Source organism: Phyllobacterium myrsinacearum, assembly GCF_014138285.1.
In the GTDB taxonomy this organism is placed as follows: domain Bacteria; phylum Pseudomonadota; class Alphaproteobacteria; order Rhizobiales; family Rhizobiaceae; genus Phyllobacterium; species Phyllobacterium myrsinacearum_A.
This window is the reverse complement of the sequence record NZ_JACGXN010000001.1, coordinates 311,685-325,047: the sequence shown is the minus strand read 5'-3', so window position 1 is coordinate 325,047 and position 13,363 is coordinate 311,685. Positions and strand designations below refer to the sequence as shown.

General features: G+C 56.7%; 13 protein-coding genes. 5 read left to right on the top strand and 8 right to left on the bottom strand.

Annotation, left to right across the window (positions count from 1 at the left end):
* Nucleotides 1–152: 152 nt before the first annotated feature.
* Nucleotides 153–1,067, top strand: coding sequence for a DMT family transporter (locus FHW16_RS01715; protein ID WP_182548870.1), 915 nt, complete (start codon nucleotides 153–155; stop codon nucleotides 1,065–1,067).
* A gap of 32 nt (nucleotides 1,068–1,099) precedes the next feature.
* On the opposite strand, the gene FHW16_RS01710 is transcribed toward FHW16_RS01715, so the two are convergent.
* From FHW16_RS01710 to FHW16_RS01700, 3 genes are all read right to left on the bottom strand, one after another.
* Nucleotides 1,100–2,344 carry an MFS transporter gene (locus FHW16_RS01710; RefSeq protein ID WP_182547441.1) on the bottom strand — a complete coding sequence of 415 codons (1,245 nt, stop codon included), beginning with the start codon at nucleotides 2,342–2,344 and terminating at the stop codon, nucleotides 1,100–1,102.
* Between the two features lie 302 nt (nucleotides 2,345–2,646).
* A complete protein-coding gene (locus FHW16_RS01705) occupies nucleotides 2,647–3,477 on the bottom strand; it encodes a uracil-DNA glycosylase (protein WP_182547440.1) in 831 nt (276 codons plus the stop codon).
* Nucleotides 3,478–3,548: 71 nt separating this feature from the next.
* Entirely contained in the window at nucleotides 3,549–4,148 is a 600-nt protein-coding gene (locus FHW16_RS01700; RefSeq protein ID WP_246711602.1) for a hypothetical protein, read from the bottom strand.
* A gap of 541 nt (nucleotides 4,149–4,689) precedes the next feature.
* Here FHW16_RS01700 and FHW16_RS01695 point away from each other — a divergent pair.
* Nucleotides 4,690–6,357: an electron transfer flavoprotein-ubiquinone oxidoreductase gene (locus tag FHW16_RS01695; RefSeq protein ID WP_182547439.1), complete on the top strand. Its 1,668-nt coding sequence runs from the start codon at nucleotides 4,690–4,692 to the stop codon at nucleotides 6,355–6,357.
* 105 nt (nucleotides 6,358–6,462) lie between these two features.
* Here the strand turns inward: FHW16_RS01695 and FHW16_RS01690 are convergent, their stop codons facing one another.
* Nucleotides 6,463–6,930, bottom strand: a complete 468-nt coding sequence (locus tag FHW16_RS01690; RefSeq protein ID WP_210278002.1) for an Lrp/AsnC family transcriptional regulator — start codon at nucleotides 6,928–6,930, stop codon at nucleotides 6,463–6,465.
* Nucleotides 6,931–7,011: 81 nt separating this feature from the next.
* Here FHW16_RS01690 and FHW16_RS01685 point away from each other — a divergent pair, with 81 nt between their 5' ends.
* Nucleotides 7,012–7,647 (top strand): LysE family translocator, encoded by a 636-nt coding sequence (locus tag FHW16_RS01685; RefSeq protein ID WP_246711601.1) that lies wholly within the window; start codon nucleotides 7,012–7,014, stop codon nucleotides 7,645–7,647.
* Nucleotides 7,648–7,742: 95 nt separating this feature from the next.
* Nucleotides 7,743–8,048, top strand: a complete 306-nt coding sequence (locus tag FHW16_RS01680; protein WP_182547437.1) for an NIPSNAP family protein — start codon at nucleotides 7,743–7,745, stop codon at nucleotides 8,046–8,048.
* Here FHW16_RS01680 and FHW16_RS01675 read toward each other — a convergent pair whose 3' ends face one another.
* Both FHW16_RS01675 and FHW16_RS01670 read right to left on the bottom strand, forming a co-directional pair.
* Nucleotides 8,049–9,062, bottom strand: coding sequence for an endonuclease/exonuclease/phosphatase family protein (locus FHW16_RS01675; RefSeq protein WP_182547436.1), 1,014 nt, complete (start codon nucleotides 9,060–9,062; stop codon nucleotides 8,049–8,051). It lies immediately after the preceding gene.
* Between the two features lie 506 nt (nucleotides 9,063–9,568).
* Complete coding sequence (locus FHW16_RS01670; RefSeq protein WP_182547435.1) at nucleotides 9,569–11,077, bottom strand: AMP nucleosidase; 1,509 nt, start codon at nucleotides 11,075–11,077, stop codon at nucleotides 9,569–9,571.
* Nucleotides 11,078–11,248: 171 nt separating this feature from the next.
* Between FHW16_RS01670 and FHW16_RS01665 the strand changes: the two genes are divergently transcribed.
* Nucleotides 11,249–11,950 carry a glutathione S-transferase N-terminal domain-containing protein gene (locus tag FHW16_RS01665; RefSeq protein ID WP_182547434.1) on the top strand — a complete coding sequence of 234 codons (702 nt, stop codon included), beginning with the start codon at nucleotides 11,249–11,251 and terminating at the stop codon, nucleotides 11,948–11,950.
* Nucleotides 11,951–12,090: 140 nt separating this feature from the next.
* On the opposite strand, the gene FHW16_RS01660 is transcribed toward FHW16_RS01665, so the two are convergent.
* Entirely contained in the window at nucleotides 12,091–12,495 is a 405-nt protein-coding gene (locus tag FHW16_RS01660; RefSeq protein WP_182547433.1) for a GFA family protein, read from the bottom strand.
* 28 nt (nucleotides 12,496–12,523) lie between these two features.
* Nucleotides 12,524–13,312: a DUF899 domain-containing protein gene (locus FHW16_RS01655; protein ID WP_182547432.1), complete on the bottom strand. Its 789-nt coding sequence runs from the start codon at nucleotides 13,310–13,312 to the stop codon at nucleotides 12,524–12,526.
* Nucleotides 13,313–13,363: the final 51 nt, after the last annotated feature.

Genomic DNA, 13,363 nt, shown 5'->3' with positions numbered 1-13,363 from the left:
CATCTGGTGCGAATCCGCAAAGCAGCCTATACAGATATATCAATTCTGTTTCTCTCTGTTCGCTCCCTCAAGGAATACCAGTCGTGGCTACTATCGTTCACCATAAAGACGGTGAACCACCCCTCACGGATAAGGTGCGCAGCACCAATGTCATGCTCGGAATTGGCCTCAAGGTCGCTTCGGTCTGTGTGTTCGTCTGCATGTCCAGCCTGCTCAAGGCATCGGATGGAATACCGGCGGGGCAGCTGGTGTTCTTCCGTTCCTTCTTTGCCATCTTTCCGGTTATCGTCTTCATCGCTTGGCAGGGCCAGTTGAACGTCGCCTTCAAGACGAGTGAGCCTTTCAGCCATTTCTGGCGCGGTTTTGTCGGCGTCAGCGCCATGAGCGCGAGCTTTTATGGTCTCACCAAGCTGCCGCTGCCGGAAGCAATCGCCATCAGCTATGCCACACCCTTGCTGACGGTGCTTTGCAGCGCGGTGTTCCTGCGCGAAACGGTGAGGCTTTACAGGTGGACCGCCGTGTTCATCGGTCTTGCCGGTGTGCTGATCATCCTTTGGCCGCGCATGTCGTTTTTTACCGGTGACAGCGAATTCGGTGGTGACCAGGCTATCGGCGCGCTGGCCACGCTGTGCGGGGCGGGACTGGCTGCCATCGCCATGCTCCTGGTGCGACGGCTGGTGCAGACAGAACGGACCCCGACCATCGTTGTCTATTTCTCCATCGCGTCAAGTGTGATCGCGCTGGTCAGCCTGCCGTTCGGCTGGGTTTGGCCGACGCCAGCGCAGGCTGCCTTTCTTGTCATGGCCGGTATTGCCGGCGGGGTAGCGCAAATCCTGCTCACGGAGAGCTACCGGCATGCCGATATGTCGACCATCGCGCCCTTTGAATACACATCCATGCTGCTTGGTCTTGCCATCGGTTACATGATGTTCGGCGATATCCCGTCCAACGAGATGATGACCGGCGCAGTCATCGTGATCAGCGCCGGTATTTTCATCATCTATCGCGAACATCAGCTTGGTCTTGCCCGGGCAAGGGCGCGCAAGGTTTCAACACCCCAAGGTTAGGGTCTTGACCCTAAAACAAAATCTGCTCTGGATCAGTCGTCCTTGGCCGTTCCGATGGCCGGATTGAGCTGAAGGGTTTCCGGCGTTTGCGGACGGTCGTGCTGGTAGACAAAATCCGGACGTTCCGAAGGCACCTGCCGGGCCCGGCGCAGGCTGCGCCAGAAGGCATGGGCGCCATAGGCGGCATAGCAGCCCGCCATGGTCATGAAGAATCCGGCGGGACCGCTCACATCCATCAGGCGTCCGGCAATCTGCGGGCCGATCATGCTGCCGATGCCATAGACGATGAGCAGCCCGCTCGACACTTTGACGAATTCGCTGGGCTCGGCAAAATCATTGGCATGGGCAACGTTAAGCGAATAGATCGGAAACAGCACGGTGCCGAAGGCGAACATCAGTGAATAGATGACCCATGGCGTAACCGGCTGCACGATAATCATGGTCACAGAGAGTATGACGCCGAAGATACCGGCGACCACCATCACATAGCGCCGGTCGACAAAGTCTGAAATGCGGCCGATGGGATATTGGAAGATGGCCCCGCCAATCATGGCACTCGCGATCATCGTGGCAATGTCGAAGGTGGAAAGGCCGATCTCCCGGCCATATATTGCCGACAGGAAATTCCAGGCGCCTGCTATGATACCCGCAATCAGCGAGCCGATCATCGCGGCCGGCGATTTGCGGTAGAGACCGCGCAGGTCGAGCGATACCTGCGTCAGCGGCCGCGGCGACTGGGCATTGGACAGCCCTGTTGGAATAAGGGCCGCTGCATAGATCAGCGCACCGATCATGAACAGGGCCTGTGTCGCCGGATTGCCGAATGGCAGGATGTATTGCCCGACCAGCAGGCCGATCATCGACACGATCATGTAGATCGAAAATACCATGCCGCGCGTGGCGTTGGTGACGCGCTCGTTCAGCCAACTTTCAATCACCATATAGCTACCGGCGAGCGAGAAACCGGCGAGCGCGCGGAACAATGTCCAGGCCCACGGATCGATGATGAGGCCATGCATCAGCATGGACATGCTGAGCAGGGTCAAAAGAACAGCAAAGACCCGGACGTGGCCGACGCGGCGCACAAGCCGGGGAACAACAATACAGCCGCCGGTGAAGGCAAGGGCATAACCCGTTCCAAGCCAGCCCACGGTGGTCGGCGACCAGCCCTCCATACCGGCGCGCAAGGGCAGGAGAATTCCTGCCAAGCCTCCGGCTGTCAGCATCAGGAATGTGCTGGTCAAAAGTGCCGTGATCGGCAAGAGCTGGCGAAACATATGAGTACCCTGCGTTTCCGTAGGTGAAGTTACTGTTTTTGCAGAGTTGTTGAGCCGGAAATTACGACATCGCTGTTCCAGTTTTGCGGCACGCGGGGCGTGGTCCGTGGCCCATTATCCGTGGTTCGACAAGCTCACCATGAGGGAGAGGGACGATTGCAGGGAGTCATATCCTGCAACATGCATGATTGCCGTGTACTTCAATGTTTCCGATTGGCCTTGCAGCACCACTCTCCCTCATGGTGAGCTTGTCGAACCACGAACCACGAACCACGAACCACGGACCGAGAGCCACGGAACCATTATTGCGTGAACGCGCGCAACTGCATTTTGATCGCAATGAAATCACGCCAGGCAAAGCGCTTCTGGGCTGAATTGCGCAGGAGATAGGCCGGATGCAGTGTGGGCATGACGGGGATGTCGACACCGGCCGCAGTTCGATGGGTTTTCCAGTTGCCGCGCAGCCGTAGGATACCTTCAGGTGCATGGGTCAGGGCCTTGGCGGCAGGACCGCCAAGCGCAACCAGCAATTTGGGGCTGGCAAGTTCAATTTGCCGCTCGAAGAACGGACGGCAGATTTCGGTTTCCAGCGGCGTCGGTGTCCTGTTGCCGGGCGGGCGCCACGGGATGGTATTGGCGATATAGACGCCGGTGCGATCAAGGCCGATGGCGGTGAGCATGCGGTCGAGCAATTGCCCGGAACGGCCGATGAACGGCACGCCCTCCAGATCCTCTTCCCGTCCCGGAGCCTCGCCGACAAACATCACGGGCGCACCGGGATTGCCATCGGCAAAAACAAGGTTCTTGGCGGTGAATTTGAGATTGCAGCCATCGAACGAAGCGAGCTGTTCGCGTAATTGCTCAAGCGTCGTTGCGCTGGAGGCAAGTTGCCGTGCCAGCGCAATCTTGGTGTCATCGGGCACTGACGTTTTGTTGAGAATCGGCGCCGCGGCGACCTGAGGCTCCGGCCGTGATCGCTCGGGCTGCGGCACTGACGCGCGCGGTGCGGCGGGAGACTGGGCAGGGGCACGGGTTGGCTCTACCGCGGTGAAACGATCAACCGGCACATCCTCGAGCGGTGTATCGACACCGGCTTCGGCATAAAAGTGCAAGAGTTCACGCAGGTCGGGCAATGGCTGATCCTTGAACCCGGATTGGAATGGGCTTCCCTTTCAAGTCGCAAATTGTCGGCGCGATTGCAAGGTCAGGTGGAGGGAATGCGCGGCTCCTGCACCAGATAAAACGTCCGCTTGGGTGTAAAGTCGCCAATGGGGAAATCGAAACTCACATTGGCTGCCGGATCAGCCTTCCCGTCGCGAAACACCATGCGATCATAGGGCTCGAAGTCATCATCATAGCTGGCAAAGAGATTGGAATGGATCATCCCCGTCTTGTCGCCCGGCTGATAGAAGGAGAGCCCGTCATTATAGTCACTCGGTTTCCCGAGGGTTTCCTGTAATTCAAAGCCGAATTCAACCCACGGATGACCGCTGCCGTTAACGGTCCTGATCTGCAGATGAAACAGGATACCGGCGTCTTCCGTCGTCGGATTGAGCTGCTCCAGTTTCTCGGACCGAATGACAAGGGTGACCGGTGCCACCGCATCCAGTTCTTCGGTAATGACAATGGGGTCGCTGACGGTGCCTGTTCCGCTGACAGAGCGGATGCTGAACCCGCCAAGCTCATCGGAAAAACTATATTTCCCGGCCGTCCATATCTTGTGCTCTTGAGCAGCCGAATGACTGAAAATCGTGCTGACGGTCAGAAACCCGGCCAATGTCCAGATCATCCGAAGCGATCTCATCCCGTCTCCGCTTGTTGGTTATCCCCGGTCCGCCAGCAGTTTATTATTCGAGATACGTCATTGGCGTGGAGTATGAACGAAATGTGAAAAGGCGCAACTGGGGGACAACCTGCCTGTGGATGGCATGACTGCAGTGGCGTGGTTCGTGGTTCGCCAAGCTCACCATGAGGGAGAGTGGGAGGATTGCAGGGAGCTACATTCTGCAAATTAGCGGGCTGGCTTTCCAGGCAAACCAATTCCCTCATGGTGAGCTTGTCGAACCACGCGCAATGGTCATGCAATCGCACCTGTAGAACACGGCAAGCACCTTCTTACTCGTTCTTTATATGTTTCCCCGCGCGTTGGTAATTCTGTCGCAGACGAGGGCAAAATATTGACGTTTACGTTAAGGTTAATTACAAATCTGGTGAATGGTCGTAGGATGAGGGCAATTGGCCGCATCTTGAATGGATGCTAGCCTCTGTCATACGGCTATTGTTGCGCTACAAATGGGAAAAACACAGGCGAAGTGTTTGCGGGGCAGAGCATTCAGGAGGACTTAATGAGCGAGACACACGAACTTCCAGAGCGGGAGAGCATGGAGTTTGATGTCGTGATTGTCGGCGGCGGCCCATCGGGTCTGTCTGCAGCGATCAGGCTCAAGCAGATCAATCCTGAGCTTTCAGTGGTTATCCTTGAAAAAGGCGGCGAGGTCGGCGCGCATATTCTGTCTGGCGCCGTGGTTGATCCGATTGGTGTTGACAAGCTGCTTCCCGGCTGGCGCGAGGAGGAGGGACATCCCTTCAAGACGCCGGTGACGGCAGACCATTTCCTTGTTCTTGGACCGGCAGGTTCTGTTCGCTTGCCGAATTTCGCCATGCCGCCGCTGATGAACAATCACGGCAACTTCATTGTTTCGCTGGGCAATGTCTGCCGCTGGCTCGGCACCAAGGCGGAAGAGCTGGGCGTCGAAATTTATCCCGGATTTGCCGGTTCCGAAGTTCTCTATGATGACAGTGGGGCTGTCATCGGTGTGGCTACCGGCGACATGGGTATCGAAAAGGACGGTTCACACGGTCCGGCCTATACGCGCGGTATGGCGCTCCTCGGCAAATACACGCTCATTGCCGAAGGCGCACGCGGCTCGCTTGCCAAGGAGCTCATCAGCAAGTTCAAGCTCGATGAAGGCAAGGAACCGGCCAAGTTCGGTATCGGCCTGAAGGAACTCTGGCAGATCGATCCGGCCAAGCACAAGCTCGGGCTGGTGCAGCATTCGTTCGGTTGGCCGCTCGACCTGAAGACGGGCGGCGGTTCGTTCCTCTATCACCTAGAGGACAACACGGTTGCCGTCGGTTTCGTCATGCACCTCAATTACAAGAATCCGTATCTGTCGCCTTTCGAAGAATTCCAGCGCTTCAAGACCCATCCAGCCATTCGCGCGACGTTCGAAGGCGGCAAGCGCCTCGGCTATGGCGCCCGCGCCATTACCGAAGGCGGCTGGCAGTCTGTGCCGAAACTGTCTTTCCCCGGCGGCGTGCTGATCGGCTGTTCGGCGGGCTTCGTCAACGTGCCGCGCATCAAGGGATCGCACAATGCCATGCTCTCGGGCATGCTGGCCGCGGAACACGCAGCGGAGGCACTGGCAGCGGGACGGGCCAATGACGAGCTCATCACGTACGAGAATGCCTGGCGTACCAGCGAGATCGGCAAGGATCTGAAGCGGGTTCGTAACGTCAAGCCGATGTGGTCGAAGCTTGGTACCATTGGCGGTGTGATGCTGGGTGGCCTCGATATGTGGCTGAACACGATTTTCGGCGGTTGGTCACCCTTCGGCACATGGAAGCACGGTAAATCCGATGCGGCCGCGCTGGAACCTGCGGCCAAGCACAAGCCGATCGCCTATCCCAAGCCCGATGGCGTGCTGACGTTCGACCGTTTGTCCTCCGTGTTTCTGTCCAACACGAACCATGAGGAAAACGAGCCGGTTCACCTGATCGTCAAGGACCCGGCGCTGCAGAAATCATCGGAACACGATATCTATGCGGGGCCATCGACACGGTATTGCCCGGCAGGCGTTTACGAATGGGTCGAGGAAAGCAGTGGTCCCAAGTTCGTGATCAATGCGCAGAACTGCGTTCACTGCAAGACCTGCGATATCAAGGACCCGAACCAGAACATCAACTGGATACCGCCTCAGGGCGGCGAGGGGCCGGTCTATACCAATATGTGATGTGAGTGGTTCAAGCTCCCTTGTGAAATGGGGAGCAACGTTCCGGCATGACATCAAGCCGTCCGCTGCAAGCCGCTGCGGGCGGTTTTTGATTTGGAAGTGGTCCTACGCAAGCGGCAGAGCGTACGTCTGCTTGACAGTCTGGCTCGGTACATCAGTTTTTACATTCTGGATGCCGTTTTTGCGCGTGAGATGCGTCGACTGAAAGCGCCGGTATTCATCCAGATCGGCCACGACGACACGCAACAGAGCATCACTCTCGCCGAGCATGATATAGCACTCCACCACCTGCGGGAGCTGCTTCATCGCCTCCATGAAGTGGTCGATCGTCTCCGCGTCCTGCGCGGTCAGCCACACGCGGGCGAACATCGACAGACCGAGATTGACTTTTACAGCATTCAGGACGGCAACGTAGCGATCAATCACTCCGGCCTCTTCCAGCAGCTTCACCCGGCGCAGGCAAGGCGAAGGCGACAGGCCCACCTCCCGGGCCAGCTCGGTGTTTTGTATCCGGCCGTCCCGCTGCAAGGCGCGAAGAATGCGTTTGTCTATGTCGTCAAGTTGCATTGGCATTTCATATCAATATGATGACCATTATTATTATCCAATGCTAATAGTATTAGAATAGATGGCATCTTCGCAACCAAATTGCTGATGGCCTGGCCTATGCTGCCCCTCATGGAAACCGCAACGCTCATTCTCTTCGCCGCCACAGTCCTCCCGCTGATCTGCACACCCGGCCCGGATATGCTTTTCGTAGCCTCGCAAGCCATATCAGGGGGAGCGAGTGCGGGCCTTCGGGCAACGGCAGGGATCTGCCTGGGTTATATCGTGCATTCAATTCTTGTCGCGCTGGGTGTCGCTGCTGTTATCGCTGCATCGCCGGTGCTGTTTGAAGCGCTGCGATGGTTTGGCGTGGCATACCTCGTCTATCTCGCCTCGCAGCTTGTCCGGTCTGCCAGCAGGAGAGGGAAAGCCACCTTGTTTACCGCACCGGATGTTGCCGTCTTGCAGCGAGGCTTTTTCACGGCGGTTCTCAATCCCAAGGGGGTGATGATCTATTTCGCGATCTTGCCCCAGTTCATGAACCATACGCTGAATATTTCCGTTCAGGCAGCCATCCTGTCTGCCATCTTCGTTGCCCTATGCGCTATGGTCTACGTTATCCTCAGTCTGATCATTGGCGCATCAAGTCATCGGGGCAATTTCGACGACCGTCGCCGCAGGATGGTTGAAGGAGGAGCGGGCTGTCTGCTGATTGTTGCGGCGGGGTTTATGGCTTTGAGATAACGGGGCCACATCGACGCGGACCGTTGAATTTGTCGCTTCTCAAGACCGACGGGAAGGAATAGGTGGACGGATCGGATCCTCACAGGAGTTGTTCCATGATCACCTGCTATCTGAAATATGTCATCGACCCGTACAAGCTCGCCGAGTTCGAGGATTATGGCCGCCGCTGGATTGGTCTGGTCAACCGTCTTGGCGGAAACCATCACGGTTATTTTCTCCCGAGTGAAGGAGCGAGCAATATTGCTTACGCGATGTTCAGCTTTCCCAGCCTTGCCGACTATGAAACCTATCGCAAGCGCATGGCTGATGATCCGGAATGCCAGGCGGTGTTTGAAATGGAAAAACGCAATCGCAGCATTGTGAGCTATGAGCGCAGTTTTCTCCGGCCGGTACTCGAATAATCAGTCCGTTAACATCACGGTTTGCAGGTCCGGGCCATCCTCGTCAGCTCCATTGATTGCAAATCGCAACAGCAGCGGCAGATGGTCGGAGCCGACGGGCGTGAGCGTTTCGACGCGTGCTCCCGTTACGCGATCCGAGATGAGAAGATGGTCAAGCGGCAGGCCAATCCAGCGGGCTGCCTTTGCCAGTGTACCGTTTACAAGCCAGCTTGGCCGCAATCCATCCACCGGGCGGGTTTTGCTGGCCTCGCCAATCTGGCGAACGGTCCGGCTCCATGGTGCTGCGTTGAAATCTCCGGCGAGGATCATCGGCCCTTGCAGCCGCTCGAAAAATGGCCGCAATTCGTCGACGTTTTCCGCCTGCCTGAACGGCCATGGCCATTCCAGATGCAGCGCGGCAATCAGTGCACTGCGACCACCAAAATCAATCCGCGCCAAGCCTGCAAGTGCATTGCCGATGCATTGCGGCGTGGTGCCAAGCGCAAACGGACGGCGGGAGAGGATCGCAACACCGCCGATGCGTTTGGTGCTGGGGCAGTACAGATTATAGGGATAGCGCGCTTCGATTGCCGCGAGCTTCGACCGCCAGCTCTCCGAGACTTCCTGCAGGGTGATGACATCGGGGCTCTGTTGCGCAATCAAGCGGATGACATCGGTCTGTTCGGCATTGTCAAAGCGGAGGTTCAACTGCAGCAGCTTGTATTCCGGTTGGCCCGATGGTGTTGACGATTGCGCTGTTCCAGCTGACGCGGGCGTGGATGAGGGCGCCAGCACTGTCGAAAGGGCCATGACCGCAAGAACGATTGTCATCAGGCCTTCACGCCACAGACCCATGAACAGCGCTGGCAGCGCCGTGATGATCATCAGGGCGGCAAGGTGCATGCGGAAGTGCGCAAACGCGTCGAATACCGGATGCACGGAACCGAAAAACCCGAGCACCAAAGGCACCGATAACAGCACCGGCACAAGCACGGCCGCAAGTTTCGCCCAGGATGATTTTGTCGTTGTGGTCATGGTCACGCATTAAACGGTCAATTGCGACGCAATCAAGATGCGGGATGTGAGAGTTCACCGTCAATTCATTCCGTATTGAGCGAGTTTCCTCCGTCAGCGCCCAGCCGCAACTCTCAAATGTAGAACGCCATCAAAATTCAACCCTGCATTCGTTGCCGTTTGTGCGGGATTTGCGAAGCTGTGGATTGGACAGTTCAAATTTGAGAGTGAAGCAGCACGCACTGAGCCAGCCGGTGCATCGGGATGATGGGCCTCCCGACCATAGCAATGGCCTTGCTCTCAAAACTGGAGGTGAAGCGATGTGGTATCTGCCGCTGAGCATCACTCTGGAAATGAAAAGAACCCGGACTAGCTGGTCGCTGGTCATCCGGGTTCGATTCATTATCTAGAAAAAGGGGGTGGGCGAAAGCCCGCCTCCACTCCAGAAGAATACGGTATTTCACCCTTGTTTCCAAGCACGATTTTCTGGTCTTGGGTGCCAATTTGCCGATATAAAGCCCCAGATTCTACTGGAAGGCCATTTCGAAAAAGCTGCGCAACTTGCGCGAGTGTAGTTTTTCCGGCGGCATTTCTGCCAGTTTCTCCAGTGCACGGATACCGATCTGCAAATGCTGGGCAACCTGACGTTTGTAGAATTCCGTTGCCATGCCGGGCAGCTTCAGTTCACCATGCAGCGGCTTGTCGGAAACGCACAGCAGCGTTCCATAGGGCACGCGGAAGCGGAAGCCGTTGGCGGCGATGGTTGCCGACTCCATGTCGAGCGCAATGGCGCGCGATTGCGACAGGCGCTTCACCGGCCCACGTTGGTCACGCAGTTCCCAGTTGCGGTTGTCGATGGTGGCGACGGTTCCTGTGCGCATGATGCGCTTCAGGTCATAACCTTCGAGGCCAGTGATTTCGGCAACGGCCTGTTCCAGCGCCACCTGAACTTCAGCCAGCGCCGGGATAGGCACCCATACTGGCAGGTCATCATCGAGAACGTGATCTTCACGCACATAGGCGTGGGCGAGCACATAGTCCCCGAGCGCCTGTGTATTGCGAAGACCAGCGCAGTGACCGAGCATCAGCCAGGCATGCGGACGCAAAACCGCGATATGATCGGTGATCGTCTTGGCATTGGAGGGGCCAACCCCGATATTGACCATGGTGATACCGGCATTGTCTTTCTTTGCCAGGTGATAGGCGGGCATTTGTGGCAACCGCCCGATCGGCACACCTGAGGTCGGTGCATCATTGCCCGCTTCCGTGATCAGATTGCCGGGCTCGATGAACCGTTCATAACCGCCGCCGCCATCGGCCATCAACTTCCGAGCGAGGGCGCAGAACTCGTCGATATAGAATTGATAGTTGGTGAAGAGGACATAGTTCTGGAAGTGCACTGGGCGCGTTGCAGTGTAGTGCGACAGGCGATGCAGGGAGTAATCCACGCGCTGCGCCGTGAACGGCGACAAGGGCATGATACCGTCAATATCGTCGTTCTCATACTCGCCATTGACAATCCTGTCATCGGTCGCGTTGAGATCAGGGACATCGAAGAGATCACGTAGCGGGCGTTGAAACGCGTCGGCAACGGAGGATTCCACATACGTGCCTTCGAGGAAGGCAAAGTGAATGGGGATCGGTGTCGTCGACTCCTGTACGGTGACCGGGCCGCCATGGTTGCGGATCAACAGCCTGATCTGCTCTTCAAGATAGTTTTCGAAAAGATCCGGCCGGGTGATGTTGGCCGAATACTGGCCGGGCGCCGAGACATGACCAAAGGCGAGGCGGGAGTCGATCTGTGCATAGCTGGAGGTCGACAGGCGTACCTCCGGATAGAAGGCACGGAAATGGGTGTTGTTTTCCACTTCGCCCTTGGCGACCTTGTCGAAGCCATCGCGCAGAAACTGCGTGTTTCGCTCGTAAAGGGCGATCAGCGCATGCACGGCAGCTTTCGCGTCGGTAAATTCTTCGGGTTCAACATGGGGCGGCATGCTGATGGCGACTGGTTTCTTTGTTCCGATTCGATTGTTCATAGTCTTAATATAGTGAAATCGGATGTCAGTTGGGAGATGGCAAAAAGCCTGAAATTTTAATTCGGTTTCAGCTCCTCGCCGCAGCCAGCCAGAAATCGGGTTGCGACTATTGCGATCGGGCATCGGTGACTTATGTTTGACAGGACAGAATCCGTTTTCAGGGAGACTCCAATGACGATCCAAACCAAGCCGATCGAACTTTACTATTGGCCGACGCCTAACGGCTGGAAAATTTCCATCATGCTGGAAGAGCTTGGTGTTCCCTATGACCTGAAGCTGGTCAATATCGGCAAAGGTGAGCAGTTCGAACCGTCATTCCTCAAGATCGCTCCCAACAATCGCATGCCTGCGATCGTCGATCCGGAAGGTCCGGGCGGCGCGCCGCTCTCCGTGTTCGAATCCGGCGCCATCCTGCAATATCTCGGCCGCAAGTTCGGCAAATTCTATCCGCAGGATGAACGCAAACGCGTTGCTGTCGAGGAATGGCTGTTCTGGCAGGTGGGTGGGCTGGGCCCGATGGCCGGGCAGGCACACCATTTCCGCCAGTATGCGCCCGAAAAGATCGAATATGGCATCAATCGCTATACCAATGAGGTCAACCGTCTTTATGGCGTAATGAACCGTCGCCTGGAGGGCCGGGATTTTCTTGCCGATGAATATTCCATCGCCGATATGGCGTCGTTCGGCTGGGTTGTTCCCCATGCCAACCAGGGGCAGGACCTTGATGATTTCCCCAATCTCAAGCGCTGGTTTGAAACCATAAGCGCGAGACCTGCGGTTCAACGGGGCAGAGATCTGGGCAAGGAAGCCCGTCGCAATCTTGCCGATGACAAGGAAGCGCAGAAAGTCCTGTTCGGCCAGCGGGCACTGTAAGCAGGCGTACCATCATCAGGGGCAGGATTCTCACTCCGTTGGAAATGCTCCTGACTCTTCTCCATGTGAATCGGATGGCAGAGCTTGTCGAAACACGACCCACAAACCACAAGCTCTGCAAATGTCGCCCTTCTCGATCTCTACAAATGCCGTGTCTCCGTGGGGACCTCTCCCCAGTTGTTGTGCAACCCGTCCTGATATTGCAGTGGGGCCGCGAGCAGTTCCTCCTGTGAAAGATCGTCGAGAACGGACAGGTTGACGGCATAGAAGACGCCGCCCATCACTTCCAGTTCTCCCCGTCCAAAAGGCTTGACGCCGCAGGTCTTGCAGAAGAAATGGCGGATGGTTTTGCTGCCGAACTGGTACTCCGTCAGATTATCACCGCCCGCAAGAAGTTGCAGGGCGTCACCGCCGATAAACGCTTTCCAGAACCGGAGCTTGGCACAGAACGAGCAGTTGCATTTGCTCGTACCGGCATCAAGATCAATGGTGCATTCGAAGCGCACCGTATGGCAATGGCAACTGCCATGATAGGTCTTTTTCATCGGATATCTCCCAATGGGGTGATGGCTATCAATGGCAGCATGTACCGTCAGCAGATTCGCCAGCGGCGGGATATTCGTCGTGACGCTTGACCCAGTTCTTGCCGAGGCCATCAAGATCGCGCGTGCCGTCCCAGCCCTCCTGCCGGCCGAGCGGTGTCAGGTCTAGATAGTTATAGGTGCCAAGCTGCAGATCACCGCCGCGGCCATAGCTCGAATAGGTGTGAAGGATGTCCTCGCCTTCGCGCAGGAAGACACTTGTTCCCGGCTGTTCGCCCTGCATGAACCAAGGCATGCCTTTGCGCTCATACTCTTGGGCTGTGGTATAGTTATAGACCGGCGGTGTGACTTTCTCGTCCAGCGTTACGTGGAAATCGTAGTTGAAATCGCTGCCATACGAAGACACCCAGGGAAATGTCCAGCCCATACGCTTCCTGTAGGCCTCGATTTCAGCAAGGGGTGCGCGGGATACCACCACCAGAGTGGTGTCACGGGCGTGCAGGTGCGCCAGATTGCCGATGCTGTCAGCGAGGAACGAACATCCGGGGCAACCTTCACCTTCGTCCGGTCCCAGCATGAAGTGATAGACTATCAACTGGCGGCGACCCTCGAATAGATCGGACAGGCCAAGTTTGCCCGCAGGTCCTTCGAAAAGGTAGTTCTTGTCGATCTTCACCATCGGAAGCGAGCGTCGCTCGCGGTTAAGCGCGTCGCGCTGTTTTGTAAATGCCTTTTCCTTCAGCAGAAAGGCCTTTCTGGCCTTGTCCCACTCGCCGCGGGAAACAACCTTGCGGTCATCAACAGTTGTATGGGTGTTCATCGTTTCCTCCTTGATATTGCTTCAAGCGATAATCAGTCCATAAGCGTTCCG

Coding starts and splice junctions, on each gene's coding strand:
- FHW16_RS01715 (WP_182548870.1), top strand. CDS start 153: ATGCTCGGAATTGGCCTCAAGGTCGCTTCGGTCTGTGTGTTCGTCTGC.
- FHW16_RS01710 (WP_182547441.1), bottom strand. CDS start 2,344: ATGTTTCGCCAGCTCTTGCCGATCACGGCACTTTTGACCAGCACATTC.
- FHW16_RS01700 (WP_246711602.1), bottom strand. CDS start 4,148: ATGAGATCGCTTCGGATGATCTGGACATTGGCCGGGTTTCTGACCGTC.
- FHW16_RS01695 (WP_182547439.1), top strand. CDS start 4,690: ATGAGCGAGACACACGAACTTCCAGAGCGGGAGAGCATGGAGTTTGAT.
- FHW16_RS01690 (WP_210278002.1), bottom strand. CDS start 6,930: ATGCCAATGCAACTTGACGACATAGACAAACGCATTCTTCGCGCCTTG.
- FHW16_RS01685 (WP_246711601.1), top strand. CDS start 7,012: ATGGCCTGGCCTATGCTGCCCCTCATGGAAACCGCAACGCTCATTCTC.
- FHW16_RS01680 (WP_182547437.1), top strand. CDS start 7,743: ATGATCACCTGCTATCTGAAATATGTCATCGACCCGTACAAGCTCGCC.
- FHW16_RS01675 (WP_182547436.1), bottom strand. CDS start 9,062: ATGACCACAACGACAAAATCATCCTGGGCGAAACTTGCGGCCGTGCTT.
- FHW16_RS01670 (WP_182547435.1), bottom strand. CDS start 11,077: ATGAACAATCGAATCGGAACAAAGAAACCAGTCGCCATCAGCATGCCG.
- FHW16_RS01665 (WP_182547434.1), top strand. CDS start 11,249: ATGACGATCCAAACCAAGCCGATCGAACTTTACTATTGGCCGACGCCT.
- FHW16_RS01660 (WP_182547433.1), bottom strand. CDS start 12,495: ATGAAAAAGACCTATCATGGCAGTTGCCATTGCCATACGGTGCGCTTC.
- FHW16_RS01655 (WP_182547432.1), bottom strand. CDS start 13,312: ATGAACACCCATACAACTGTTGATGACCGCAAGGTTGTTTCCCGCGGC.